General features: G+C 60.1%; 24 protein-coding genes. 15 read left to right on the forward strand and 9 right to left on the reverse strand.

Translation table 11 applies throughout. The annotated features are described in order from the left end of the window. Positions 1-971: 971 nt before the first annotated feature. A complete protein-coding gene (gene hrpA, locus ACILSE_RS02840; RefSeq protein WP_395715831.1) occupies positions 972-4,679 on the reverse strand; it encodes an ATP-dependent RNA helicase HrpA in 3,708 nt (1,235 codons plus the stop codon). A gap of 88 nt (positions 4,680-4,767) precedes the next feature. Between hrpA and ACILSE_RS02845 the strand changes: the two genes are divergently transcribed. Beyond that, the gene (locus tag ACILSE_RS02845) at positions 4,768-5,220 is read left to right on the forward strand and encodes a hypothetical protein (protein WP_395715832.1); all 453 of its coding nucleotides are present in this window, start codon (positions 4,768-4,770) and stop codon (positions 5,218-5,220) included. A gap of 5 nt (positions 5,221-5,225) precedes the next feature. On the opposite strand, the gene ACILSE_RS02850 is transcribed toward ACILSE_RS02845, so the two are convergent. Beyond that, positions 5,226-5,636: a c-type cytochrome gene (locus ACILSE_RS02850; RefSeq protein WP_395715833.1), complete on the reverse strand. Its 411-nt coding sequence runs from the start codon at positions 5,634-5,636 to the stop codon at positions 5,226-5,228. A 58-nt stretch (positions 5,637-5,694) separates the two neighbouring features. Further along, positions 5,695-6,171, reverse strand: a complete 477-nt coding sequence (locus ACILSE_RS02855) for a cupin domain-containing protein (protein WP_395715834.1) — start codon at positions 6,169-6,171, stop codon at positions 5,695-5,697. 126 nt (positions 6,172-6,297) lie between these two features. Here ACILSE_RS02855 and ACILSE_RS02860 point away from each other — a divergent pair, with 126 nt between their 5' ends. Genes ACILSE_RS02860 through sufD form a run of 8 tightly spaced genes read left to right on the forward strand, consistent with a single transcriptional unit; the run spans position 6,298 to position 11,810 of the window. Continuing rightward, positions 6,298-6,747, forward strand: a complete 450-nt coding sequence (locus tag ACILSE_RS02860) for a Fur family transcriptional regulator (RefSeq protein ID WP_395715835.1) — start codon at positions 6,298-6,300, stop codon at positions 6,745-6,747. A 42-nt stretch (positions 6,748-6,789) separates the two neighbouring features. Continuing rightward, a complete protein-coding gene (gene sufC / locus ACILSE_RS02865) occupies positions 6,790-7,548 on the forward strand; it encodes a Fe-S cluster assembly ATPase SufC (RefSeq protein WP_395715836.1) in 759 nt (252 codons plus the stop codon). 8 nt (positions 7,549-7,556) lie between these two features. Further along, on the forward strand, positions 7,557-8,072 hold the full coding sequence (locus ACILSE_RS02870; RefSeq protein ID WP_395715837.1) for a YcxB family protein: 516 nt from the start codon (positions 7,557-7,559) through the stop codon (positions 8,070-8,072). 2 nt (positions 8,073-8,074) lie between these two features. Then, positions 8,075-8,329, forward strand: a complete 255-nt coding sequence (locus ACILSE_RS02875) for a hypothetical protein (protein ID WP_395715838.1) — start codon at positions 8,075-8,077, stop codon at positions 8,327-8,329. 42 nt (positions 8,330-8,371) lie between these two features. Then, positions 8,372-9,820: a Fe-S cluster assembly protein SufB gene (sufB, locus tag ACILSE_RS02880; RefSeq protein ID WP_395715839.1), complete on the forward strand. Its 1,449-nt coding sequence runs from the start codon at positions 8,372-8,374 to the stop codon at positions 9,818-9,820. Positions 9,821-9,843: 23 nt separating this feature from the next. Continuing rightward, positions 9,844-10,086 (forward strand): hypothetical protein, encoded by a 243-nt coding sequence (locus ACILSE_RS02885; protein ID WP_395715840.1) that lies wholly within the window; start codon positions 9,844-9,846, stop codon positions 10,084-10,086. Then, positions 10,034-10,492 carry a nucleotidyltransferase gene (locus tag ACILSE_RS02890; protein WP_395715841.1) on the forward strand — a complete coding sequence of 153 codons (459 nt, stop codon included), beginning with the start codon at positions 10,034-10,036 and terminating at the stop codon, positions 10,490-10,492. The genes ACILSE_RS02885 and ACILSE_RS02890 overlap by 53 nt, the downstream gene beginning before the upstream one ends. 19 nt (positions 10,493-10,511) lie before the next feature. Continuing rightward, on the forward strand, positions 10,512-11,810 hold the full coding sequence (sufD, locus tag ACILSE_RS02895) for a Fe-S cluster assembly protein SufD (protein WP_395715842.1): 1,299 nt from the start codon (positions 10,512-10,514) through the stop codon (positions 11,808-11,810). Between the two features lie 3 nt (positions 11,811-11,813). On the opposite strand, the gene alr is transcribed toward sufD, so the two are convergent. After that, positions 11,814-12,914, reverse strand: coding sequence for an alanine racemase (gene alr, locus ACILSE_RS02900; RefSeq protein WP_395715843.1), 1,101 nt, complete (start codon positions 12,912-12,914; stop codon positions 11,814-11,816). A 58-nt stretch (positions 12,915-12,972) separates the two neighbouring features. After that, a complete protein-coding gene (locus ACILSE_RS02905; RefSeq protein ID WP_395715844.1) occupies positions 12,973-13,548 on the reverse strand; it encodes a DUF1802 family protein in 576 nt (191 codons plus the stop codon). A gap of 94 nt (positions 13,549-13,642) precedes the next feature. On the opposite strand from ACILSE_RS02905, the gene ACILSE_RS02910 reads away from it, so the two are divergent. Together ACILSE_RS02910 and ACILSE_RS02915 are read left to right on the forward strand one after the other, a co-directional pair. Beyond that, positions 13,643-14,155: a hypothetical protein gene (locus ACILSE_RS02910; RefSeq protein WP_395715845.1), complete on the forward strand. Its 513-nt coding sequence runs from the start codon at positions 13,643-13,645 to the stop codon at positions 14,153-14,155. Continuing rightward, positions 14,152-14,742 carry a methyltransferase domain-containing protein gene (locus tag ACILSE_RS02915; protein WP_395715846.1) on the forward strand — a complete coding sequence of 197 codons (591 nt, stop codon included), beginning with the start codon at positions 14,152-14,154 and terminating at the stop codon, positions 14,740-14,742. Before ACILSE_RS02910 ends, ACILSE_RS02915 begins: the two co-directional genes overlap by 4 nt. Here ACILSE_RS02915 and ACILSE_RS02920 read toward each other — a convergent pair. The 4 genes from ACILSE_RS02920 to ACILSE_RS02935 all read right to left on the reverse strand — a co-directional run bounded on the left by ACILSE_RS02920 (position 14,720) and on the right by ACILSE_RS02935 (position 19,113). Next, positions 14,720-16,108, reverse strand: a complete 1,389-nt coding sequence (locus ACILSE_RS02920) for a neutral/alkaline non-lysosomal ceramidase N-terminal domain-containing protein (protein ID WP_395715847.1) — start codon at positions 16,106-16,108, stop codon at positions 14,720-14,722. The genes ACILSE_RS02915 and ACILSE_RS02920 overlap by 23 nt on opposite strands. Positions 16,109-16,182: 74 nt before the next feature. Further along, positions 16,183-16,983 (reverse strand): triose-phosphate isomerase, encoded by an 801-nt coding sequence (gene tpiA / locus ACILSE_RS02925; protein WP_395715848.1) that lies wholly within the window; start codon positions 16,981-16,983, stop codon positions 16,183-16,185. A gap of 39 nt (positions 16,984-17,022) precedes the next feature. Then, complete coding sequence (locus ACILSE_RS02930; protein WP_395715849.1) at positions 17,023-18,237, reverse strand: phosphoglycerate kinase; 1,215 nt, start codon at positions 18,235-18,237, stop codon at positions 17,023-17,025. A 237-nt stretch (positions 18,238-18,474) separates the two neighbouring features. Next, positions 18,475-19,113, reverse strand: a complete 639-nt coding sequence (locus ACILSE_RS02935) for a hypothetical protein (protein ID WP_395715850.1) — start codon at positions 19,111-19,113, stop codon at positions 18,475-18,477. 125 nt (positions 19,114-19,238) lie between these two features. Between ACILSE_RS02935 and glpK the strand changes: the two genes are divergently transcribed. From glpK to ACILSE_RS02955, 4 genes are all read left to right on the forward strand, one after another. After that, positions 19,239-20,729, forward strand: coding sequence for a glycerol kinase GlpK (glpK, locus tag ACILSE_RS02940; RefSeq protein ID WP_395715851.1), 1,491 nt, complete (start codon positions 19,239-19,241; stop codon positions 20,727-20,729). Beyond that, positions 20,726-21,817: a GNAT family N-acetyltransferase gene (locus ACILSE_RS02945; protein ID WP_395715852.1), complete on the forward strand. Its 1,092-nt coding sequence runs from the start codon at positions 20,726-20,728 to the stop codon at positions 21,815-21,817. The genes glpK and ACILSE_RS02945 overlap by 4 nt, the downstream gene beginning before the upstream one ends. A 42-nt stretch (positions 21,818-21,859) precedes the next feature. Beyond that, the gene (gene recG / locus ACILSE_RS02950; protein WP_395715853.1) at positions 21,860-23,950 is read left to right on the forward strand and encodes an ATP-dependent DNA helicase RecG; all 2,091 of its coding nucleotides are present in this window, start codon (positions 21,860-21,862) and stop codon (positions 23,948-23,950) included. A 77-nt stretch (positions 23,951-24,027) separates the two neighbouring features. Continuing rightward, the gene (locus ACILSE_RS02955) at positions 24,028-24,807 is read left to right on the forward strand and encodes a hypothetical protein (RefSeq protein ID WP_395715854.1); all 780 of its coding nucleotides are present in this window, start codon (positions 24,028-24,030) and stop codon (positions 24,805-24,807) included. Positions 24,808-24,810 lie beyond the last annotated feature (3 nt).

The following is a 24,810-nucleotide window of genomic DNA, read 5'->3' on the forward strand; positions in this document are numbered from 1 at the left end:
TTTCATTGCTGCGAAGTTCTGGTTACAGCATGACTTTAATAAAGACTCAACAATGTTGGTTTATGTCAGCAATAGATCTAAAGCTTGATGGAGAGTTGCCGCTCGAGGCTCCGTTGTGGCGATATATGAAAATTAGCACGCTCCTTTATCTGTTGATAGAGGGCAGGAGCTTCATTCCCAAACTCTCACTGCTTCGTCAAGACGATGTCAATGAAGGGCGTGTGTCGTTTCAGGAGCCTAGTTGTCGAGTTGTATTGGAGAGACAGGAGGCTCTCAGAGAAGCAAGTGCCTGGCTGCTAAGACCTGATGGTAGAGATCCACATTGGAGAAGGGGCAGTTCTTTGCCGCCAAACTTAGTTCAGTGCTGGCACGACGAATTGGCAGGTCGTCGTTGTGTGTGGTGCTGGCACGAATCTCGACATGAGTGTATGGCCCAGTGGCGAATATATGCCCGAGAGGGTGTAGCAATCAGAAGCGATGCCCGATCTATATTGAACTGTTTATCCAGCGCAGGAGATGTTGTTTATGGTAGGATCAAGTATAAAAACCGCCAACATCAAACCTCTATAGATGATGACGACGGAATGATTTGGTTTCCATACTTTGTGAAGCAGGATTCATATTCACACGAACATGAAGTTCGGTTTTCTTTTCAAGACGATGAGCCAGGATGGAACGGGCGATCGCTCGAAACGAATGTTGGTGATCTGATAAAAGAAGTTCGCGTTTCCCCATATCTCGTGGATAGCGAGGCGACGTCGGTTGTGAACACCATCCGCAGACTCCTACCAACCAATCTCGAGATTGAAGTGAGTATTTCTGGCGAGAGATCGCAAGATCCATATCCTCGCCAAGACTCGACGTTCGAAGAACGGTTTCAACACGCACTCGGCGCGCCTATGGTTGATGAAACAATCCCAGGGTTGATGCGATTACACCCTCTTGTGTGAGGCCAATCAGGATTAACTTCATCACACAATCAACGCCTCCAGCCTCTTCACGCTGACAGGTTGCGCTGTTCCGAGTTCTTGGGCGAAGACCTGCACGCGGTATTCTTCGAAGAGCCAGCGGAAGGCTTCGTGGTTGGCTTTGGGGACTTCTTGGGGCCAGGTAGCGAAGTCGGTGATGAGCTGTTGCTTGTCCTTGTCCTTTGCGGGGTTGTTCATCCAGCGTTCGTTGCGGACTTGGATGGCTTTCAAATAGCGCGGCAGATGCTGGAGCTGCTCATGCGGGGTTTTGAGGAGTAAGTCCAACGGAACGAGGCGTTGCAGGTCGGCTTCGAGGCCGGGATAGCGTTTTGGCAGGGCGAGGAGTTTGGCGCGTTGATCGAGAATCTGAGCGTGGAGCGTGCGTGTGCGATGGACGACGGCGGGAAGATCGCGGCGGAAGGTTTCGGCGAGCTGCTGAAAGCGTTTTTCAGTGAGCGGGAAGAGCGGCGTGAGACGCAGCAGGTGCGCGAGGATGTGCTCGTGGGCTTGATCGGGCAGCGAAGCATTCGGAGCCGGAGTTTTGGCAACAGAATGAAGACAACAGAATGATTTTTGATTCGATTCTGCTGCCTTCATTCTGTTGCCATCAAAACTCTTCAGCTCCTTCACCAGCCACGCGATGTCTTTGGCCAAAAGGTTCTCCGCAAGCTTCCGCACGGCGGCGGGAGTGGTTTTGATGGCTTCGGCCTTGGTTTTGAAGAGGCGGACATCGACCTCGCCATCGCGCAAAACGAGGGCGGGATAGCCGAAGACCTGCGCGTGGCCGATTTGTTCGACGAGGATGCTTTCGGGCAGATCGCCGAAGCTCCAGCTTTGCAGGGCGAAACGCTCAAACTTCGGCAAAAGTCGATCCCAAGCATCGGTGCGGCGATGGGCCTCTTTTTCGACCTCGGCGTGCAGCGTGCTCAAATCACGACTGGAGGCGACGACGGTGTTTTTCTTCGTGTCGTGCAGTTCGATGCGCGGCTGCAAATGCGCGGGAATGCTTCCCGGGGCCCAATCGCTGGCTTGGATGCGCATGCGGTAGCGACTGGAGATGAACGCGGCCATCGCGGCGAGGAAATCACTCGTGCCGGGATCGAACTCAGTGGCGATCTCGCGTGCCTTCGGGTCGATGGGCATCAGATCGCGGCGGATAGACTTTGGCAGTGCCCGCAGCAGCGCGGCGGCGATTTCTTCGCGCATGCCGGGCACCATCCACTGCACCTGACCGGTGGTGAGATGGCCCGCGAGCTGCACCGGCACCTTCACGGTGACGCCGTCGTGCTCTTGACCGGGTTTGTAGCTGTAGGTGACGGGGATGACGGAATTCGCGAGCGAGACCTGATCGGGGAACTGCTGCAAATCGGCCTCAAAGTCCTCGCCACCGGCGAGATCGGTCTCGGTGGCGCAAAGGAAGCGCGGTTCGGTCTCGGTGCGTTCTTTGACGACGCGATTGAGGTCGTGGATCGACGAGACGTTCTTCAAACGGGCATCGTAAAAGCGAAACAGCCGCTCCTCGACGGCATAGACGAGGTTGCTGCGCACCCGCGTGAGCATGGTCTCGATCTTTTGTCGCAGCGCGTTGTTCTGCGCGTAGAAGCGCAGCGTGATGGCGGTGTCCTGATGCTCGACGAGGGCACCACGAATGAAAAGCTGCGTCGCGGCGACGGGATCGACCTTGAGGTAGTCGATAGAGCGTCGCGTGATCTCCAGGCCATGCAGCATCACTTTTTCCACGCAGGTCACGCGGCCGGCTTTTTCGTTCCAGTGTGGCTCGCTGTGCTTGTAGGTGCAGAGATGCGCTCCCAGTTCGGCGATCCAATCCGGCTGCACCTTCGCCACGGTGCGTGCGAAGAGCTGCGACGTGTGCACGATCTCCCCCGCGACGATCCACGCGGGTTGTTTGGCTTTGTCCTGGCCGGGTTTGGGCTTCGCGTTCTTCTCACGGCGTTCGTAAAGGTTGGAGCCGGGGAAGATCATCACCTCGCGGTTGCCGGAGGTTTTGTAGAGGTTTCGGTCTTCTTTGACGGCGATGTGACCGAGTTGCGCAACAAGGATGCTGCGGTGGATGGCGTCCTGTCTTTTGGAGAGGTCGGTCTGATCAGACGAATCGGTCCGATCATTCATGAGGTCACAAAGCTGCCTCCAAACATCCCGCCACTCCTGCATGCGGGTGAAGGAGAGGAAATTAGTGCGGCAGAATTTGCGCAGCGCATTGGCGGAGCCGTCGGGCGCGGCTTGCCAGATTTTGAGGAGGCTCAAAAAGTCGGAGTCGGGCGCAGCGAAGGCTTTGTGGGCGGCATTGGCGAGTTCCTTCTTCTCTTCAGGGCGTTCGCGAGGATCCGGAATGCTGAGGCCGCTGGCGATGATGAGCATCTCCGGCAGCACTTTTTCCACCCGGGCATGCATCAGCATACGGCCCAAAGTCGGATCGAGCGGGAGCTTGGCGAGTTCACGGCCGAGCGGCGTGAGCTCGTGCGTGTCAGTGAGACTGCCGAGTTCGTGAAGAAGATCATAACCGGCCCGAATGGCGGCGCTGCTGGGCGGATTGATGAAGGGGAAGTCTTCGATCTCGCCCAGCTTGAAGGCTTTCATGCGCAGGATGACCTCGGCGAGGTTTGCCCGCTGGATTTCCGGCATGGTGAAGCGGTCGCGCTTCTCAAAATCATCCTGTTCGTAAAGGCGCATGCACAAACCATCCCGCACGCGGCCTGCGCGGCCCGCACGTTGGTTCGCGCTGCTTTGCGACACGGCTTCCACGGGCAGGCGCTTGGTGCGCGTGCGTGGATTGTAGCGACTCATGCGGGCGAGGCCCGTATCGACCACCACGGCGATGCGCGGGATGGTGATGGAGGTCTCCGCGACATTCGTGGCGATGACGACACGGCGTTTGCGACCCGGTTCAAACACGCGCTGCTGCTCCGCCGAGGCCATGCGGCCAAATAGCGCTAAAACCTCGAATTCGCGGCCGAGACGGCCTTCGAGCAAATCGCGCGTATCGCGGATGTCGCGCTCGGTGGGCATGAAAACGAGCACATCGCCGTCATTGGTCTCGATGAGTGCGTTTTCGACCGCCGCGACGGCACCGTCGATGAAACCGAAATCGTCTTCTTCGGTGACGAGCGGCATGTAGCGAATCTCGACCGGATACGTGCGTCCTGAGACCTCGATGATCGGCGCACCGCCAAAGGCCTGCGAGAAGGCTTCCGTGTCGATGGTGGCCGAGGTGACGATCAATTTGAGGTCTGGCCGCTTTTTGAGCAAACCGACGAGGTAACCGAGCAGGAAGTCGATGTTCAGCGAACGCTCATGCGCCTCATCGAGAATGAGCACGGAGTAGGCCCGCAGCATCGGATCGCTTTGGATCTCGGCGAGCAGGATGCCATCCGTCATGAACTTCACGCGGGTCTCGCGGCTCGTGTCATCGCTGAAGCGCATCTTGCAGCCTACTTCGCGGCCCCACGGCACACCTAGCTCCTCGGCGACGCGTTTGGAGACACTCATCGCCGCCACGCGACGCGGCTGCGTGCAGCCGATGGTGCCTTGGAAGTCACCGAGTGCTTCGAGGCACATCTTTGGAAGCTGCGTGGTTTTGCCGGAGCCGGTCTCCCCTGCCAAAATGACCACCTGATGCTGCCGAATCGTCGCGACGATCTCCTCACGGCGGGCCGTGATGGGCAGATCGTCAGGATAGCGGATGCGGAACATGGGGCGCGGATGCTAGACGGAAAATGTCGAATGACGAATTCCGAATGACGAAAGCAGGCTCGTGCGACAGTCTCGCGGCTCTCACGCCATGAATGCCATTATATTTCGATTCACCGTCGCCTGCTGCTTGGTGCTCCCTTTGAATGCCGCTGAACCGCCGACTATCAAGCCGGGGTCGGAGGAATGGCGCATGGTGTATGAACCTGCCTTTGAAAAACCCACGGAGCTCGACGCGGACTCGGAGCTGCGGAAAAGCTTGTTCAAACTGCTCCGGCCGAGGGCCGAAAAGATCGCCAAGCAGGCGGTGAAGTTTCAAGGCAACCTGCGCGTGTATCGAAACTGGGCGTTCTTCAGCGGCAGCTCGATCGATGCGAATGGCAAGCCCGTCGAATACCCAGAACTCGGCAACAGCGACACTGTGGCGCTGTGGCTGCGGACCATCGACGGCTGGAAGCTGGTCGATTTCGCCGCGGGGCATAGCGATGCGTTTTTCCTCGTGTGGCCGGAGCAGTATGGAATGCCGGCGGAGCTGCTGAAGTGATCGAGCTAGACCGATCGTGGCAGCGGTCCTTGCGGCTTGAGTTTGATGTTATGCGCGGGGAGCTTCGCGCCTGACTTGATCCACTCGCGCAGGATTTGGACTTCCTTTTTGGAGATGGCGTGGCCGCTGGGTGGCATGGCACCGGGGATTTCATCGGGGAAGGTCACCACCTGGAAGAAGCGGCTGGCCTCCGGTTTGCCGGGAACGATCCAGCTCGTGCCGATGAGCTTCGACAGGGCCTGCGTGTCATTGATCGGCGGCATGGTGGAGAGGCGGTTGTCGCCGTGGCAATGCACGCAGTTGGTCTCGAGCACCGTGCGCACGGGAGCAAAGGCGGTGGCAGCATCGGATGTCGGAACCTGTGAGCATGAGGCGAGGCATGTGACGAGGGCTAGAACTGTGAGTGGTTTCATCATGCCGCAGCATGCCTGCAAATCGTGATCGCGAAATCAGAATGCTTGTGCCCGGCTTGGCTCACTCTTCGCCTTTGAAGTAGTCCGCCTCGTTCATCTCAAAGCATTTTCGTTGTGGTTTGACGAGCCATTTGCCGGAGTCGGGGTAGTGAATGACATCCGCCTGCGGCTGGTCGGCGATGACGAGGTAGGTGAGGTCCTCGGAACCGTTGTTGATGAGCTGATGGGCCTCACCGGGCGGAAAAACGAGGTAATCGCCAGCTTTGAGCGCCGCCTTGCCCTTCGGGCCACGCACCTGGCCGCTGCCGGAGAGGATGTAGTAGGCCTCCCACTGGGCGGAGTGTTCGTGCTGCGGGAAATTGATCTTTCCTGGCGGGAGGCGGTGAATTTCGAGGTCAAAGGGGTGTCCTCCGCCCCAAGTGCCGATGTCCTTCTGGCCACCTGCGGCCATGGAAAGCGAGCGGCGGGCGAGGCTGTATTTGCCCTTAGGCGAGTTTTGAGCGGTCCAAGGGAGGTCTTCGACGTGGGCGCGGGTCATGGAGGTGCCTTTAGCATGATCGAAGGGGAAATTCCGCTGTGGGAGAGACTTTTTTGAAGTTCGGCGGCATCCGGCCTTGCCAAAAAGACGTTTTAATAGAATTAGAATCATTCTAATTCTAAGCCCATGCCCCCTTCCTCCCGCCTACCTGCCAAACCCACCGGCCTCGAATGCCGGATGGCCGTGCTCGGGGCCGATGTGCGCCTCACGCCCCACCGTCGTGAGGTTTTTGACGTGCTGGCCGCCTCCACCGACCATCCAACCGCCATCGATATCTTCACCCGGGTGAAGGATCGCTCCCCGCACATCTCCCTGGCCACGGTCTATAACTGCCTGGACCACCTCACCTCCGCCGGGCTCATCAAGCAGGTCCACCTCGAACGCGGCCAGTCCCGCTACTGCGCGAATCTCCACGAGCACGTCCATTTCCACTGCGAAACCTGCGGCAAAGTCATCGACGCCCACCCGGCGACCGACTTCGACCCCGCCAAGTTCTGGAACCTCCCCAAAGGCACCCGCGTCACCCGCACCGACCTCGCCATCCATGGCACCTGCGATGCCTGCGCGGCGAAGTAGTTCGTCATTCGTCATTCTGAATTCGTCATTTTCCCCTCCCCCATGTCCCTCGAAATCAAAAACCTCCACGCCCAGATCCCCGGCCGCGAAATCCTCAAAGGCCTGAACCTCACCATCAACCCCGGTGAAGTCCACGCCATCATGGGCCCGAACGGCAGCGGCAAGAGCACGCTGAGCAAGGTCCTCTGCGGCCACGAAGACTACGAAGTCACCCGCGGCGAGGTCCTCCTCGATGGCGAAAACATCCTCGATCTGGCCGTGGATGCCCGCAGCCGCGCCGGCCTTTTTTTGGCCTTCCAATACCCGCACGAGATCCCCGGCGTCAGCAACGCCAACTTCCTCCGCGCCGCCCTCAAAGCCCGCCTGCCAAAGGGCGAGGACATCGACGCCGTGAAGTTTTACAAGCAGCTCTACGCTCGCATGGACCAGCTCGAGATGGACCGCAGCTTTACCAGCCGCAGCGTCAATGAAGGCTTCTCCGGCGGTGAAAAGAAGCGCAACGAGATCCTCCAGCTCATGATGTTGGAGCCGAAATACGCCATCCTCGACGAAACCGACTCCGGTCTCGACATCGACGCCCTCAAAATCGTCTCCCGCGGCGTCAACGCCATGCGCAGCGAGAACCGCGGCTTCCTCGTCATCACCCACTACCAGCGCCTGCTGAACTACATCCAGCCCGACATCGTCCACGTCCTCAAAGACGGTCGCATCGTCAAAACCGGCGGCAAAGAGCTCTCCCTCGAACTCGAAGAACGCGGCTACGACTGGGTCCATGAGGAGCCTTTGGCTGCTGCTGCTTAACTGAATTCATGAGCGAAGAGATTACAGCCTCCTATCGAAGTGATGCAGATACCAATCTGCAAGGACTCAAATGGGCGAATTACAAGCCTGTCTGGGTTTGGTGGACGGTGTGGATACTCATCGGACTCTTTTCGATAGGTGGTCTCCGTCACTTCACCACTAAGCAACACCCTTCGGTGCAAGATTTTGTTATATCCTTGTGTCCTATCGCCCTTGGAGTTTGGGTGGTTCTGCATCAAAAAAGTGAAGAGGCCAGAATGGTTCGTGAAGCCCAAGCATCCGAATCCGTCGGCCAATTAGTCACTTGGCATTTCTCTTCGGAAGGATTCACGTTCGATGAAGCAGGTCAAACAATGCCTTGGACCTCTATTCTTCGCAGCGATTCAAGCAAAGACGGGGTCATCATTAAACTACGCAACGAACTGTCGACTTGGCTCCCCAAGACCGCATTCACCTCCGAGGCCGAGTACAGCCGCTTCCTCGACCTCCTCGCTGCCAAAACCAAGCACTCGAAGCTCAGCTAACTATGAAGACGATTTCTGAGATCGAAGACAATCCCCTCGAATTTGTTCGCTGGTCACGCGGCCAAATCATGACCGAATGCGGCTACGATCTTGACCGCTTCAACGCGCACATGCGCCAAGTCGGCGAGCGTCTCAAACAAGAAGGCTGGGTCTTCGCCGACCGCCCCATCGTTCGCCGCAAGCCTGTCACCTACGAGGCTGGCACGACTGAATCCTTCGTCGTCCGCGAGGATCCACCCGCCTCCACCGAGCGCTGACTGCTCAAATCATAAGTCATAAATCCTAAATCATAAATCCCCATGGTCTCCGCCCCCGACTCCACCCTCGACCTCCCATCCGCCGTCGAAAACGACATCTCCGACATCCGCGTCGATAGCGTCGGCGATTTCACCTTCCCCGAGCGCAACAAGTTCGACTCCGGCTTCGGCATCACGTCGAAGACCGTCGATTACATCAGCGATGTGAAGGGCGATCCCGATTGGATCCGCGAGTTCCGTCACAAGGCGCTCAAAGTCTTCCAGGACAAGCCCATGCCCACGCATTGGGCCACGAAGGACCTCGAAAACATCCATTTCGACGAGTTCCGCTACTACCTCAGCGACGGCCAGAAGCCGAAGCGCTCCTGGGACGACGTGCCCGAGGACGTGAAGAAGACCTTCGATCGCCTCGGCATCCCCGAGCAGGAACGTAAATTCCTCGCCGGCGTCGAAGCGCAATACGACAGCGAGGCCGCCTATTCGAACATCAAAGCCGCCGTCGAAGAGCAGGGCGTCATCTTCGTCAACAGCACCGAAGGCCTGCACAAATACCCCGAGATCTTCAAGAAATGGTTCGGCAAGGTCATCCCCACGGGCGACAACAAATTCTCCGCGCTCAACAGCGCCGTCTTCAGCGGCGGCTCCTTCATTTACGTCCCGCCCGGCGTGAAGGTGAAACATCCGCTCCAGGCCTACTTCCGCATCAATAGCGAGCAGTTCGGCCAGTTCGAGCGCACGCTCATCATCGCCGATGAAGGTGCCGAGGTCATGTACATGGAAGGCTGCACCGCGCCGAAGTTTGAAACCGCCACACTGCACAGTGCCGTCGTCGAACTCGTCGCCATGAAAGGTGCGAAGATCCAGTATGTCACCGTGCAAAACTGGAGCAGCAACGTCTTCAACCTCGTCACCAAGCGCGGCATCGCGCACGAAGATGCCGAAGTGCGCTGGATCGACTGCAACATCGGCAGCCGCCTCACCATGAAATACCCCGGCGTCATCATGAAAGGCAAACGCGCCCGTGGTGAAGTCATCAGCATCGCCTTGGCGAACAGCGGCCAGCATCAAGACACCGGCGCAAAGATGGTCCACGCCGCCGACGAGACCACCAGCAACGTCATTAGCAAATCCATCAGCATCGGCGAAGGCCGCGCCACCTACCGCGGCCTCGTGCACATCCCGAAGCACCTCAAAGGCTGCAAAAACAACACCGAGTGCGACGCCCTGCTCATCAACCCCAACAGCCGCACCGACACCTACCCCGCCATCAGCGTCCGCGGCAATCAGCACGCCACCCAGCACGAAGCCAGCGTCAGCCAGGTCAGCGCCGACCAAATCTTCTACCTCATGCAGCGCGGCCTCACCGAAGCCGAAGCCATGAGTTTGAGCGTCAACGGCTTCATCAACGACCTCGTGAAGGAGTTCCCGATGGAATACAGCGTGGAGCTGAAGCGGCTCATTGATCTCGAAATGGAAGGCAGCGTTGGCTGACATTTCATTCGTCATTCTTTCCCATGCCCCCTCCCTACTCTATCCAGACCGGCCAGTCATCACGCGGCACCGTGATGTGGCGGTCCGTGCCTCTGGAGGAGGCCGGGCGGGAGTTTGATCTCGCCTACTGGCAATCCCAGCCTCCCGCCGCGCGCTTCACTGCTGCGTGGGAACTCGTCGAAACCGCGTGGCTTCTCAAAGGCCGTCCCGCTCATGAACTCCGACTTCAAAGAACTGCTCACCATCTTGAACGACTGCCAGGTTGAGTATCTCGTTGTCGGTGGTTACGCGGTCATTTTTTACGCCGAGCCACGCTACACGAAGGATATCGACCTATGGATCCTCCCCAGCGCAGAAAACGCTGTGAGACTGCGCGAGGCGTTGCTGCGCTTCGGCGGCTGGGTGGCCGGGATGACGCTGGAGCATTTCTCGACTGAGCGGACGATGTTCCAAATTGGACTGCCACCATGCCGCGTGGATTTTCTCACGTCTGTTCCAGGTTTGGAGTTTGGCGCAGCGCACCAAGCACGTGTGATCTCGGATGTAGGCGGTGTTTCCGTGCCTTTCGTCTCGCTCAACGATCTCATTCAGGCCAAACGCACCGCTGGTCGGCCCCAGGATATTCTGGATGTCGCCGCCCTCGAAAGTGTCGCCCAAAAATCGAGCTCATAGTTCCTCATTTCATTTTCACATGCTCTCTGACACTCCCACCGGCCTCCTCGCCATCGCCCCGACTGCTCTCACCGTCGCCCCCAACTGGTTCACTACCCGTTCCAAAGCAGCCTGGACCGAATTCCAGTCCTTGCCGCTTCCGGGCCTCAAAGACGAAAACTGGCGCTACTCGAACGCGAAGAAGATCGAGCTCGCCGATCACGCACCGGCCAAGGCACCGACAGCCGATCAGTCCAAAGCCGCTCTCGCAGCCACCGAAGGCCTCAAGGAACGTGCGGCACGCTTTGTCTTCGTGAACGACACCCTCGTCGAGTCCGACACGAGCGGCCTTCCCGCCGGTGTGGTCTGCGTGAGCTTTGAAGAAGCCCTCAAATCCCACGAAGCCGCCCTCCAGCAGCACTTCATGAAGGGTGAGCAAGCGCTGGGCTCGAACAAATTCGCCGCGCTGCATCTGGCGCATGTCAAAGCGGGCACCGTCATCATTGTGCCGAAAAACGTCGTCATCGAAAAGCCCGTCGAAATCTTCCATTGGGTCGTCGGCGACCACGCGGCCATCTTTCCTCACACGCTGATCGTCACGGGCGACCACGCCGAGGTCAGCGTCGTTGATCATTATCGCAGTCTCGAAGGTGAAGGCGGCCTCAGCATCGCCATCGCCGATCTCGTCGGCGGCAGCGGCAGCAAGATCACCTACGCCGCCTGCCAGGAACTGGCCGATGACGCCCAGGCGCTGCATCTTTCCAGCATCACCGCCGGACGCGATGCCAGCGTGAAAAGCTTCCAGGTGCAGCTCGGTGCCGCCTTCAGCCGCAGCGAGAGCGTCAGCGACCTCGTCGGCCAAGGGGCCCGCAGCGACATGCTCAGCGTCAGTTTGCCCATTGGCGATCAAATCGTCGATCAGCGCACTTTACAGCGTCACAAAGCACCGCACGCCACCAGCGACCTGCTCTACAAAAACGCCCTCTACGGCAAATCGCGCTCCATTTTCAGCGGCCTCATCATCGTCGATGAAGGTGCGCACTACACCGACGCCTACCAGACCTGCCGCAACCTGCTCAACAGCAACGAAGCCGAAGCCACCAGCCTCCCCGGCCTCGAAATCAACGCCGACCAGGTCAAATGCAGCCACGGAGCTACCAGCGGTCCGATTCCTGATGAAGAACTCTTCTATCTGAAGGCCCGCGGCATCCCCGATGGCGAAAGCCGAAAGCTGATCATCGAAGGCTTCCTCTCGGATGTGATCGAACGCTTCGGCAACAGCGAGGTGCTCGACACCCTCGTCGCCCGCATCGACGAGAAGCTGGAGCGGGCGGTGTGATGCTCAAACATACACCCGCGGTACCCGGCTGTGGATGTTCGTCAGCACCTCATACGGGATCGTGCCGGCCCAGTCGGCCACTTCTTGAGCCGAAATGCCGTCGCCGATGAGTGTGACGGCGTCGCCGTTGTAGGCGGTGCCCCATTCGAGGTTCACCATGAACTGGTCCATGCACACGCGGCCCACAATTGGGTGCCGCTGGCCGCGAATCACGACCTGGCCGCGATTCGACAGCGCCCGGAAGTAGCCATCGCCATAGCCCACGGGCACGGTGACGACACGCACGGGATGATCGGACTTCCAGGTGCCGCCGTAGCTCACGGCATTGCCGGGCTGCACGACTTTGAAATACACGACCTCCGATTTCCAACTCAGCGCCGGTTTCACGGCGATGCTTTGCCTTGTCTCACGCGAGGGATACACGCCGTAAAGCATAATGCCGGGCCGCACGAGGTCGAGATGGCTTTCCGGGAGCTGCAAAATGCCGCCGGAGTTCGCGATATGGCGCTGCGGCGGCTTCAGGCCGTGTTTCGGATAGAATTCGAGCACTTCGAGAAACCTCGCGAGCTGCTCCTTGGCACTCGAAAGGTCCTCCGCGTCCGCATTGGCGAAGTGGGAGTAGATGCCGGCGATCTCGATGTTTCGGAAGGTGAGGCTCGCTTCGAGCAATTTCTCCGCGCTGTACCAGTGCACGCCGATGCGCTCCATGCCGGTGTCGATCTTCAAATGCACGCGAGCCTTCTTTTTCGCGGCCGCGGCGGCTTCGTCGATCTGGCGCATCTTGTCGATGGACGAGGCTGCCATCATCAAATCGTGCTCAATGAACTGCGGAATCTGCCGCGCGACCACGCCGCCGAAGACGAGGATCGGCTGCGTGATGCCCGCCTGACGCAAAACGACGGCTTCTTCGAGCAAAGCCACGCCAAAGCACGTCGCGCCATGCGCGGCGAGATGCTGCGAGACCTCGACGATGCCGTGGCCATAGGCGTTTGCCTTTACCACAGGCATCACCTCCGCAGCGCCCACATGCGCCCGGATCGCATCATAATTCTGCGAGATCGTGCCGAGGCTGACTTCGACGTGGGTTGGGCGGATGGCTTGCATGGAGTGGCGACGAATCGTCGCCCAGCATTTTATGCCGACGAATCGTCGGCGCTCCAGATCAATCCAGCACTGCCTTCAACTTTGCGGCGATCTCTTCGAAGGCCTCATCGCTCAGCGCCGGCGTCGCGGCCGCCGCCATCGGCAATCCTTCCTCTGGCAGCGTGATCCAGGAGCGGCAGCCGCCGTAGCTCTTCGCATAGGGGAAGTGCCAGCGCTGCGGGAGTTTGTAGGCACGCACGAGGGCCACGTGGAGGCAGCTTTCGTCGTCGTAGATGAAGCGCTCTTTGACGACGTCTTCGTTCCAGATGTGTAGTGGGGCCAGCGCGGCGACTTTCTCCCAATCGGTGACCTTCCACACCTGCTCGAGCGTGGCGCAGCCGTCGATGTCCACCGTCTGGCGTTCTTCTTCCGGCGGAAAGGCGCGTTGGGTGTTTTCCGGCGTCCAGTTCAGGTCGGCGGCCTGATTGTGGAACCAGGTCGGAAACAGGAAGAACTGCTTGTGCTTCCACTCAAAGCCGCCGCGGCCCTCGTGGATGCCGCCTTTGCGCAAAATGAGGCTCAGCTTGCCCTGCGTCAGCGCATCGCAGACGAAGGACCATTCTTTGAAACCGGTGGGGGCGGGGAGTTGAGGCATTCGTGCGGATACAATGCCGTCACAGGCCGTGCAAGTGCTGGTAAGGTGCCGAAAGTGCGCCAAGATGCGCGTTGTTTGAGTTACGCTTACCACCGTGAAAACGCTTCTCGCCTTCCTTTGCCTCATCACCACGTCGGTGTGGGCGGATTTGTCCACGCATCCGGTGTTCAAGCACTACGTCGGCACGTGGAAGGCGTCGGGCGAGTTGAAGGGTGAGAACGGCCAGATCACAAAGGTCGTTGAGGAATGGACGGGCAAGGCGGACGGCGAGACGGGCTTTCTCATTGAGGGCACACGCACGATCAACGATGACACGCAGCCGTTTAAGTGGACGATCACTTACAATGCGGGCGCTGACAGCTTCGATGCGGTGCTTGGTGGCGCGGACGGGGCTCAAACGTTGCGGTTTGAGGGAAATGTCTCGACGGTGAACCTCACACTGGAGCTCAAGGCCGTCACGGGAAGCGGGCAGAGCGGCATCACCGTCAACGAATCCTTCGAAGGAGAGGCAAAGGAGGTGATCCTGAGCAAAGTGGTCTTCACAGGCGACGCGGGCCAAACCACCTTGGAAGGCACCATCAAACACGAGAAGCAAAAGAAGCCGTGAACATCACTAACTGGGATCAAGCCTATCAGGAGAACTTCACGCCGTGGGACAAGGGCGAACCTTCGCCGCCTCTGATGGAGTGGGTTTCACGCAATCATGTCGCAGGGCGTGTGCTCGTTCCAGGCTGCGGTGTGGGGCACGACGTGGCGCGCCTCGTGTCGATGGGGATCGATGCCATCGGCCTCGACATCGCGCCCACGGCGATTGAGCGGGCCAAGGCGAGGTATCCGGAGCTAGCGGAGCGGTTTGTGCTTGGAGACTTGTTCGAGTTAAAAGGTAAGTTTGATGCGGTGCTTGAGCATACCTGCCTTTGCGCCCTTCCGCCCGAGTGGCGGAATCGCTACCGCGACGCGGTGGTTTCGTTGCTCAAGCCTGGAGGCCTTCTGATCGGCATCTGGTTCGTGAATCCCGAGATGGACCCAGGTGAGACAGGTCCGCCCTTCGGCATTTCGCCGGATGAGCTTAGCACGTTGTTCACGCCAGGATTCGACATCGTCGAAAGCTGCACGCCAAGCACCGCCTATCCTGGACGTGAAGGGCGTGAGTTGCTGCGCGTGATGAAGCTCAAGGCCTCCGCTGCACCTTGAACGCAGGCGGAACCAGCGCATCAACCGCGCTGGAAATGATGTTCTCGATGCCCGAGGCAAACCGCGTGGGCCTGCCGTAGTAGATCATCGCGCCACCGCCTTCGTAGCCGCCTTCCTCCCACACACGCTGGGAGGGGATGTAGCAGGGCACGTCGTTGGTGTAGCCGTTCACCCAGGTGCGTTTGGGATCGAATTCCTTCTTGAATCGCAGGCTGTAGTCCACCACGACTTCGCCAGGTAGGTTGATCGCGAGCAGGTCGTCGCTGTAGCTCCACACCTGAACCAGGTAGGGCAGCGCAGGCGGGATTTTTTCGCCGCGTTCGAGCATCTCAAGATGCTTTTTCGCATGATACGCGATGTGCTTGTTCTTGTCTGAGAGTCGTGCCTGCCACTCCTCCTTGGTGGGAAGATGGTCGAAGGGGAGCATGACCTCCTTCGAGACGCACTCGAGCGGACCCGAGACCGGCTGCATGGGCTGGTTGATGAGCCTGACGATTTCCTTGGCAAGGCTGACGGCATGCTCGACGGCAAAGCGGTTTTCGCGACGTGGGTAAGGATTCTGATCCGCCCCGCAGCCGATGGAGATCAGGCAGACCGAATCGGGGAAGCGCAGCTCCATCTCCTCATGAGCTAGCCCCGCCCAGTCGCCATGGATCTCATTGATGCCGAGTGTCGTGCAATGGCAGGCATAGCTGACATGTGTGGCGATGAGTTTTTTGCCGTCGGCACTCTTCACGCGGAGCACCGGCAGCGAACGATCGGTGGGTCCGTTGAAATTCTGCGCGTTTTGGAAGCCGACGTCGGTTTTCAGGCGACGGTTGAAGGCGAAATAAACTTTGCCGCTACCCCAGTCGAGCCTGGCGGTCTCCATCTTTCCCAGCGCTTCGGTCACTGCCGCCACGATTTTCGAGGTGAGCTCCTCTGTGTAGCGTTCGACGCGCTGCTGCTGATCAGCGGGCAAGTCTTCGCCAAAAAGGAAGGGCAGCACGCCTTTGAGCATGGGTGCGCAGTGCGTGTGGGTGGAATGCAGGGAGAAGCGCTCATCGGCGACCGGCTTGCCACTGGCGACGAGGCGTTTGATGATCTCAGACCTCACGGCCGCGGGCACACCGCAGTTGTCCACGGTGACGATGATCGCTGGCTTGTCGTCTTTCCACTGCAAGGCCAGGGCGTTTGCATGCAGGCGTTGGGAGACCTTTTCAAACTCCGTGGTCCGGCTGCCGTAACCGCTCAGCCGGACCGGGTAATCCGGCGTGATGTCAATGTCGGCGGCTCCGGCCTTCCAGCCGGTGGACGCTGACTCCTGTGCGGGCAGGAAGGTGCCCAACAGGGCGAACAGCAGTAACAGGCAGCTTAATTTGAACATTGATTTAGCATGCAAAAAAAAACTCCAGCCTGGCAAGGCTGGAGTTTGCAGGAATGAAACCGTGGCGCTTTCCGCTACGCGTTCGCGTTGGCCCACTCGATGGCGGCGCGGCAGATCTCCCAGAAGGAGCCATGCTCCAGGCTGGCACCGCCGACGAGGGCTCCGTCCACGTCCGGCTGGGCGATGAGCTCGGCCATGTTGTTCGGCTTCACGCTGCCGCCGTATTGGATGCGGATTTTCACGGCCACATCGGCTCCAAACATATCGCCGAGCACCTTGCGGCAGAAGGCGTGGGCGTCCTGCGCCTGCTGGGAGGTGGCGGTGCGGCCGGTGCCGATGGCCCACACGGGTTCGTAGGCGATCACGACATCGGTGATGCGGCGCGGGCCGACTTCAGCGAGGGATTCGCGGAGCTGGCTTTCGAGCACCTGCTCGATCTTGCCGCTGTCGCGTTCTTCGAGCGTTTCGCCGATGCAGAGGATCGGGTGAAGGCGGGCTTCGAGGGCGGCGAGCACCTTGGCGTTCACGATGGCGTTCGTTTCGCCGTAAAGGCTGCGGCGCTCGCTGTGGCCGAGGATGACATGCTTGCAGCCGCACTCTTTGATCATGCGGGCGCTGATTTCTCCAGTGAAGGCACCGGCAGGCTGCGCGCTCATGTTTTGCGCGGCCAGTTCGACGCTTTGCTCGCGGGCGTTTTGCAGGGCGTTCATGGAACGCTCGAGGCTCACGAAAGGCGGCGCGACAACGATCTGGATCGGGCACTTGTCCGGCACGAGGCGGGCGAAGGAGCGGAGAAAGTCATCGGACTCCTGGGGAGTCATGTGCATTTTCCAATTGGCGGCGATGATGGGCTTGCGGAAGTGAGCGATGGGCATGGCGGGGGAAATGACGAATTAAGAATGACGAAGGACGAATTATTTGTCTTTGAGGCAGGCAACGCCGGGGAGGATTTTGCCTTCGAGGAGTTCGAGGGACGCGCCGCCACCGGTGGAGATGAAGGTCATCTTGTCGCCGAGCTTGGCTTTCTTGACGGCCTTCACGCTGTCGCCGCCGCCGATGATGTTTTTCGCGCTCGCATTGGCCGCCATGGCCTCGGCGATGTCGAAGGTGCCTTTGGAGGCCTCTTTGATCTCGAACACGCCCATCGGGCCGTTCCAGATGACGGTCTTCGCCTTGGAAATTTCTTCCGCGAAGAGCTTCACGGACTCAGGGCCGATATCGACGCCTTCCCAGCCATCCGGGATGCTTTCGTTGACGCCGGTGTACTTCGTCGCACCGAGCTTTTTGGCGTCGAAATCGAAGGCGTCGGTGATCATCGCATCGACGGGGATGAGGATCTTCACGCCGCGCTCCTTGGCTTTGTCGAGAGCGGCCTGCGCGATGGGTTCCCACTCGGCTTTGTAGAGGCTTTTGCCGATGGAGATGCCCTGCACGATCTTGCGGAAGGTGTAGGCCATGCCGCCGCCGATGATGATGGTGTTCGCCTTTTCGAGCAGGCGGTTGATGACGCCGATTTTATCGCTGACCTTCGCTCCGCCGAGGATGACGACGAAGGGACGCTCGGGGTTCTCAAGCTCGTCGTGCAGCCAGGTGAGCTCTTTTTCCATCAACAGGCCGGAAACGGCCGGGAGGTAGTCCGCGATGCCCGCCGTGGAACTGTGCGCACGATGCGCGGAGCCGAAGGCGTCGTTCACGAAGATCTCCGCGAGGTCCGCCATGCCCTTCGCGAGGGTGGCGTCGTTCTTTTCCTCACCGGCGTGGAAACGGGTGTTTTCGAGCAAAAGCACGTCGCCATTGCCGAGCGCGAGCGCCTTGGCCTTCGCCTCGTCGCCGACGCAATCGCTCGCAAAGGCCACCGGCTTGCCGATCAGGGCGCTGAGCGCCGGGGCGACGGGCGCGAGACTCTGTTTCGGATCACGCTGACCTTTCGGACGGCCGAGATGGCTAGCCAAAAGGATGCGGGCACCCTTTTCGATCAGGAATTTGATGGTCGGCAGCGTCTCCTGGATGCGTGTGGCATCCGTGATGACCATCTGGCCGTCCTTTTCCTCCAGCGGCACATTGAAATCGACGCGCACAAAGACGCGTTTTCCGGCGAGGTCGAGGTCACGAATGGTCTGCTTGGGCATGGCTTTTTTGGGGTGAGGGGCGCTATCCATCGCAAGTTTCGCGCCATGCGCAAGGGCGCAATAGGGCCTGTACGGGCCGTGTCTCGCGCACAGCCGCGGGGAAGCCATGCAAACCTGTCACCCGACGTGTTTCGGGCCACAGCCACCATCCCTCTATCGAAGGCGTGAATTTCGGTCGCGGGTATCCCAAGCTTCACGGTGCCGGTCAAATCGGCGGCAGCGTGAGCTTGGCGGGGATCACTTGTTCAGGACGAGGCGCAGCGTGCCGTTGTGGATTTCCATCGACTTGATGCCGGCGAGGAATTTTTGCAGCGCAGGATCGCTCTCCACGTTTTCGGCCACGAGATCGACGCCCTTGATGTCGCCGATCCAACTGTTCGGCAGGGAGATGCCGCCGAGGCTTAGATCGTCGAGTTTCAGCGACAGCTTGTGCTCTGGTGACAAACTCGTGCCGAAGGTGAGGCGCAGGCGGATCTTTTGGTTCGGGAACACCGGGAAGTCCTCCGGCGCGGTCAGGATGATGGCAGCGGAGACATTGCCCTCGCCGAATTTCACCTGCACGCTCTCGCCGAGTTCCTGCTTGGCGAGATAGGCGTTCACTTCGCGCTCGTTGATCACGATGGTGCGGCTGGCATCCTCCACGGCGGCGGGATCGTTGAGCGCTTGCAGTTTGCCGTCAAAGGCCGCCTGCTCGGAGGCAGTGAGGCTCACCGGAGTGATGGCGGAGGGATAAAAGGTGTGCTTCACCCAGAGACCGCCAGCGGCGGCGGCGATGCCCGCACAGCCTAGAATGACGGCGAGGGTGATGAGAACGGGGTTTTTCTTCGGACGGGCCTGCGATGCGGCAGGGGCGGCAGATTCAGGTGTGGTTTGCATGACGTTGTTTTGTCGGGTTCGGGCCGATTGTATTCATCCGCGCTAAAAAAGGCCATCTACATGTTCTCCGGCTGTTTGTAAGCCATTGACTCCGCTCCGCGCTCTTGGGAACATCGCAATTAACCATGAAATACATCCTCGCACTCGACCAGGGCACCACCAGCTCACGCGCGATCCTTTTCAACCACGACGGCGGCATCGTGGCCGTCGCGCAGAAGGAATTCCGGCAGATATTCCCGAAGCCTGGATGGGTGGAGCATGATGCGCAGGAAATCTGGGCCACACAGGCTGGAGTGGCCTCGGAAGTGCTGCAAACCGCACGCGCCAAGGCTGCGGATGTGGCCGCGATCGGCATTACAAATCAGCGTGAGACGACCGTGGTGTGGGATCGGAAGACCGGGAAGCCCGTTTGCAACGCCATCGTGTGGCAGGACCGCCGCACGGCGTCGATCTGTGACAAATTGCGCGCGCAGAAGCTGGATCGCGTGATTCAAAAGAAGACCGGCCTCGTCGTCGATGCCTACTTCTCCGCCACGAAGGTCCAGTGGATGCTGCAAAACGTGAAGGGACTCAAAGCCCGTGCCGCGAGGGGTGAGCTCGCTTTTGGCACCATCGACACCTGGCTGCTGTGGAATCTCACCGGCGGCAAAGTGCATGCCACCGATGTCAGCAATGCCTCGCGCACGATGCTCTACGACATCCGCAAAGGCGACTGGGACGACGAACTGCTGAAAATCTTCGGTGTGCCGCGCTCGATGCTGCCGGAGGTGAAGGATTCGAGCGGCGTGTTTGGCGAGACGTCGCTGCTCGGTGGCAGCATTCCTGTCGCGGGCATCGCGGGGGATCAGCAGTCTGCCTTGTTTGGTCAGGTTTGCACGAAGCCGGGCATGGTGAAGAACACTTATGGCACCGGTTGCTTCATGCTGATGAACACCGGCACCAAACCGATCGCGTCGAAGAACAAACTCCTCACCACCGTGGCCTGGCGCATCGGCGGGCGCACGGAGTACGCCTTGGAAGGCAGCGTGTTCATCGCCGGCGCGGCGATTCAGTGGCTGCGAGATGGTTTGGGCATCATCAAAAAATCCGCCGAGGTCGAGGCCCTCGCCGCGAGCGTGCCGGATACCTGCGGCGTTTATCTCGTGCCAGCCTTCGCCGGTTTGGGCGCGCCGCATTGGGATGCCTATGCGCGTGGCACGCTGGTGGGAATGACACGAGGCACCACGGCGGCTCACATCGCGCGTGCGGCGCTGGAAGGCATTGCCTTGCAGGTCATGGACATCCTGAAGGCCATGGAGGCCGACGCGGGCATCAAGCTGAAGGAACTCCGCGTCGATGGCGGAGCCTGTGTGAACAACCTGCTCATGCAGATGCAGTGCGATCTGCTCGGCGTGCCCGTGGTGCGTCCCAAGGTGAATGAAACCACCGCGCTCGGCGCTGCCTGCCTCGCGGGGCTTGCCGTCGGCTTCTGGAAGAACGTGGCCGACATTGCCAAGCACTGGCAGATGGATCACCAATTCAAACCCACTATGAAAGCGGCGGCACGCGCCAAAATCACGCAGGGCTGGAATCGCGCGCTTGGCCGAGCGAAGGGCTGGGAGGAGAGGGAGTCATGACGAATGTAGGAATGACGAATGACGAATGGGTGAATGCGACCTGTCCGCATCTACCAGATGTGGCGCGTCATTACGATCATACGGACATTGAGGCTGTGAATCACGAACGCGGGCCGCTGTTCTATGAAACGGCGTTGCATTATGCTCAGAGCCTGTGGCGCGAAGGTTTTCCGGCCAGAAGCATCCTGCTCATCAACCGTGCGCTCTCGCTGCCGTTGGAGGCGGGCGAATCCATTCTGGCGAAATGGCCGCTGCCGTATCAGGCGCTCGTGTGGATCATGCAGAACCGTGTGGAGGGCCAGTTCATCGGCAATCCGCGCCGTCACTGGCAGCATCTGGCCACGCGCATGGTCGAGCCAAACAAGGAACTGCGCACCTGGCGTGCCTGGGCCTGCTGGTATCTGGCGAAGACGATCCTACCTGAGATGCAATTCCCCGCCGATGACAAGCAAGTCCGCGAGGAGCAGGTTGTGGAGCCCACCCGGGATCAGATCGTCGCCAACTTGCAGCGCCTCTCGCCGACGAACGACCTGGAGGTGTGGCAGCAGACGTTGCAGACCATTCGAGATGCCACGCAGCCGCTATCCGTACGCATCCGCCGCATCGGGCCGGAGGAACTGGTCACGGTGCAGAAGCTCGGGCATGCCATCTGGTTCGCGTGCTATCCCGGCATCATCAGCGATGCTCAAATTCGCTACATGCTCTCCATCTGGTATCAGCCCGGCAACATGGCGCATGAGATGCAGGCGCGGGACGTGTGGTATGCGCTCGTCGAGGTCGAGGAGCGTGGCGCGGTGGGTTACATCTCGTTTGAGAAGCTCGCGCTGGAGCCCGTGCTGTTCATCAACAAGCTCTACCTCCTGCCCGAGGTGCATGGTCACGGCCTCGGCGGTCTCACCCTGCGCTGGGCCGAAGACCGCGCCCGCGACCTGCGCTGCAAACTCGTGCGCCTCCGCGTCAACAAACGCAACGCCCCCGCCATCCGCGCCTACCTCCGCCACGGCTTCCACTTCACCGAAGACGTCTGCAGCGACATCGGCAGCGGCTTTGTCATGGATGATTATGTGATGGAGAAGGCGGTGCACTGAGTTCGCCTTTGACACACTTACTCACGCATTCCATCTCACGCGGTGATTCCACTCGATCTGTCTCTCGCCGATGTTCCCAGCCTGCCTGCGCATGCGGCGCGGTTGTTGGCGAAGGAAGGCGTCAAAACGGTGGCGGATGTGGTGTGGCATCTGCCGTTCCGGCATGAGGACCGGCGGCAGATGCAGGCGCTGGCGTTTCAGGCGGGGCCGCTGCCGTCGTGTCATCATGTGTTGATCACGAAGACTGGGAACAAGTTCTTTGGCGGCCGATCCGGGGTGTTTGAGGCGGTGGTGCGGCATGCGACGGGGCTGCTGGGCCAGCAGCTCACGCTGAAGTGGTGGAACATGCCGTTCATGAGCCGGGTGCTGGCTGAGGGGCAGGAATTGATCGTTTATGGAGTGATCAAGGACTCGAAGGGCCGTCTGAGCATGTCGCACCCGGAGTATGAGATCGTCAAAGGCGGCGCGGATGACGATGCGGAGCAGATTCACACCGGGCGCATCACGCCGATCTACCGTCTGAAGGGCGCGATGACCCAGAAGGCGCTGCGTGTGGCGGCGTGGCATGTGTGTCAGGCTCTGCCGGGGGCGTTTTGCGAGGATCTGCTGCCGACGCCGAGCGCGGAAGGCGAGTTCGCGGGCCTGACGCGGTCGCTGGCGCTGCGGGAGGTGCATTTTCCTTCGAGCATGGAGAAACTGGAGCAGGCGCGGCGCTATCTAGCGCTGGAGGAGTTCTACGGCTACCAGCTCCGCGTGGCGCGGCGGAAGCGGCGGGTGATCGAATCCGGCGGTCGCAAACAAATCGGCACGGGCGAGCTGCTGCGTGATTTTTTCAACGAGCTGCCTTTCCAGCTTACGTCAGCGCAGCAGCGCTGCCTGGAGGAGATTCATCGCGACATGGCCTCCGGTGCGCCGATGAACCGTCTGCTGCATGGCGATGTGGGCAGCGGCAAAACGGTGGTGGCCTTCGCGGCGATGCTGAGGGCGGTCGAATCGGGACGGCAGGCGGTCTTGATGGCTCCCACGCAGATTCTGGCTGAACAGCATGCCCGCAATGCGCGCAAGTGGCTGGAGCCGCTGGGCCTGCGCGTGGCGTTGCGGACGGGATCGAAGCGCGACGACGGTGATGGTTTGGAATTGATGCGCGGAAAGAGCAGCTCGGATAAACCGGACATCGTCATAGGTACGCATGCGCTGCTCCATGACGCGGAACTGATGCACAACACGGGGATTGTGGTCATCGATGAGCAGCACAAGTTTGGCGTGGCCCAGCGTGCGAAGCTGATCCGCAAGGGCGACACCCCGGATGTGCTGGTGATGACGGCCACGCCGATCCCGCGCACGCTGACGCTGACGATTTACGGCGATCTGGAGGTCTCGACGATCGACCAGAAGCCGCGTGATGGCGTGAAGATCATCACGAAGGTGCGACCGAAGAAGAAACTGAAGGAGGCGGCGAAGTTTTTGCGGGAGCAGATCGAGGAAGGCCGCCAGGGTTATATCGTGTATGCGCTGATCGATGAATCGGAGAAGCTGGAGGCCGGTGCGGCAACGAAGGGACACGAGGAGTGGTCCAAACTGCTCGCGCCGTGCGAAGTCGGGCTGCTGCATGGCCGGATGAGCGCGGAGGAGAAGGAGGATGTGATGAAACGATTCCGTGCGGGCAAGCTGGACGCGCTGGTCTCGACGACGGTCATCGAAGTCGGCATCGACGTGCCGAACGCGACGGTGATGTTCATTCACGACGCGGGTCGTTTCGGGCTGGCGCAGCTTCATCAGCTCCGCGGGCGCATCGGCCGCGGGGCACACTCGAGTTACTGCGTGCTGTTTGTTGACGACAAGGACGAGGAGAACCGCCAGCGCCTCGCGATCATGGAGGAGACGAGCGACGGCTTCCAAATCGCCGAGGAAGACCTGCGCCGCCGTGGTCCGGGCGATGTTTTGGGGCATGCGCAAAGCGGGCAGGCACCGTTGCTGTTTGGTGAACTGCTGGCTGACACGCGTCTGGTGCGTTTGGCGCGGCAGCTTGCGGAACGCACGCTGGATGAAGATCCGCACCTGCAACGCCCCTCCCTTGCCGCCTTCTGTGACGAGCCGGTCATTGCTGAAAAAGCCCAGGCGATGATGCAATGAGCCGCCACCGGCTTGAGGCATCGTTTAGTTAAGAATGCTTGACGACCGGAGGTTTTACCCGGTCAGTACTGTGTGTTATGCATCCCATCGCCCCCAGTTGCGCGCCTGTCGCGCTTGTGGACCAGACCGAGGTCGTTCGCCACCGGCGTCGGCGAGTGGGGCGTGCCTTGTTGCTGACCCGGCTGTTGGTTTTGGGATCGGCGGTTGGGGGTGTTTCGCTGGGCGTGACGTGGCTGAAACAGGAGAGTCCGCATCCTGTCGCCGTGGAGGCCCGCCGCGAGTCGCCGCTGGTGGAGGCGCGGAGCCTGCAACCGCTGCTGGAGACGGCGAGCCCTTCACAACTCGCCCCTTATGCGATGCAGAAGAACGCGGTCGAGCCGGCGTCATCCATGTTTCTTGTCGAGCCCCCCCCATCCGCAACCGTTCAGATGCCAGTCTGGCTGGTGGCGGACGGAGCGAGCTCGGCGGAGCGGCTGCGGCAAATTTTGCGTGACCGTGGCGCTCGGCAGATGGGGCAAACGGTTCGCTTTGCCATGCTGACGGTGGGCGAGCTGCTCGGGATGACAGACAAGACATGGAGCGCGAGCATGGCGACCTCCGCGGCGAGCGAGAACGAGGCCTCGGCGCTGCTGCTGACCTTTTATCTTTATCATCTCGACCGTGGCGGGGACGGTGCGGGCATCCGGGCGTTCCTCCAGGCGCTGGAGCAGCGGATGCCACTGTCACGCGCGGTGAATGAGTTCATCCTTGCGGGGCGGAGCGTGGGGGAATTCGAGGAGGAAATGGGGCGATTGTATGGCAGCGCTGGAATCGAACTGCATTTCACACGGCGCGGCGGCGCGGTGTTCAAACCGTGACGT

It is taken from the genome of Prosthecobacter sp., assembly GCF_044236155.1.
Classification (GTDB): domain Bacteria; phylum Verrucomicrobiota; class Verrucomicrobiia; order Verrucomicrobiales; family Verrucomicrobiaceae; genus Prosthecobacter.

Excerpts from the sequence above, each read along its gene's own strand:
- hrpA (WP_395715831.1), bottom strand. The coding sequence starts at position 4,679 with ATGTTCCGCATCCGCTATCCTGACGATCTGCCCATCACGGCCCGCCGT.
- ACILSE_RS02845 (WP_395715832.1), top strand. The coding sequence starts at position 4,768 with ATGAATGCCATTATATTTCGATTCACCGTCGCCTGCTGCTTGGTGCTC.
- ACILSE_RS02850 (WP_395715833.1), bottom strand. The coding sequence starts at position 5,636 with ATGATGAAACCACTCACAGTTCTAGCCCTCGTCACATGCCTCGCCTCA.
- ACILSE_RS02855 (WP_395715834.1), bottom strand. The coding sequence starts at position 6,171 with ATGACCCGCGCCCACGTCGAAGACCTCCCTTGGACCGCTCAAAACTCG.
- ACILSE_RS02860 (WP_395715835.1), top strand. The coding sequence starts at position 6,298 with ATGCCCCCTTCCTCCCGCCTACCTGCCAAACCCACCGGCCTCGAATGC.
- sufC (WP_395715836.1), top strand. The coding sequence starts at position 6,790 with ATGTCCCTCGAAATCAAAAACCTCCACGCCCAGATCCCCGGCCGCGAA.
- ACILSE_RS02870 (WP_395715837.1), top strand. The coding sequence starts at position 7,557 with ATGAGCGAAGAGATTACAGCCTCCTATCGAAGTGATGCAGATACCAAT.
- ACILSE_RS02875 (WP_395715838.1), top strand. The coding sequence starts at position 8,075 with ATGAAGACGATTTCTGAGATCGAAGACAATCCCCTCGAATTTGTTCGC.
- sufB (WP_395715839.1), top strand. The coding sequence starts at position 8,372 with ATGGTCTCCGCCCCCGACTCCACCCTCGACCTCCCATCCGCCGTCGAA.
- ACILSE_RS02885 (WP_395715840.1), top strand. The coding sequence starts at position 9,844 with ATGCCCCCTCCCTACTCTATCCAGACCGGCCAGTCATCACGCGGCACC.
- ACILSE_RS02890 (WP_395715841.1), top strand. The coding sequence starts at position 10,034 with ATGAACTCCGACTTCAAAGAACTGCTCACCATCTTGAACGACTGCCAG.
- sufD (WP_395715842.1), top strand. The coding sequence starts at position 10,512 with ATGCTCTCTGACACTCCCACCGGCCTCCTCGCCATCGCCCCGACTGCT.
- alr (WP_395715843.1), bottom strand. The coding sequence starts at position 12,914 with ATGCAAGCCATCCGCCCAACCCACGTCGAAGTCAGCCTCGGCACGATC.
- ACILSE_RS02905 (WP_395715844.1), bottom strand. The coding sequence starts at position 13,548 with ATGCCTCAACTCCCCGCCCCCACCGGTTTCAAAGAATGGTCCTTCGTC.
- ACILSE_RS02920 (WP_395715847.1), bottom strand. The coding sequence starts at position 16,108 with ATGTTCAAATTAAGCTGCCTGTTACTGCTGTTCGCCCTGTTGGGCACC.
- tpiA (WP_395715848.1), bottom strand. The coding sequence starts at position 16,983 with ATGCCCATCGCTCACTTCCGCAAGCCCATCATCGCCGCCAATTGGAAA.
- ACILSE_RS02930 (WP_395715849.1), bottom strand. The coding sequence starts at position 18,237 with ATGCCCAAGCAGACCATTCGTGACCTCGACCTCGCCGGAAAACGCGTC.
- ACILSE_RS02935 (WP_395715850.1), bottom strand. The coding sequence starts at position 19,113 with ATGCAAACCACACCTGAATCTGCCGCCCCTGCCGCATCGCAGGCCCGT.
- glpK (WP_395715851.1), top strand. The coding sequence starts at position 19,239 with ATGAAATACATCCTCGCACTCGACCAGGGCACCACCAGCTCACGCGCG.
- ACILSE_RS02945 (WP_395715852.1), top strand. The coding sequence starts at position 20,726 with ATGACGAATGTAGGAATGACGAATGACGAATGGGTGAATGCGACCTGT.
- ACILSE_RS02955 (WP_395715854.1), top strand. The coding sequence starts at position 24,028 with ATGCATCCCATCGCCCCCAGTTGCGCGCCTGTCGCGCTTGTGGACCAG.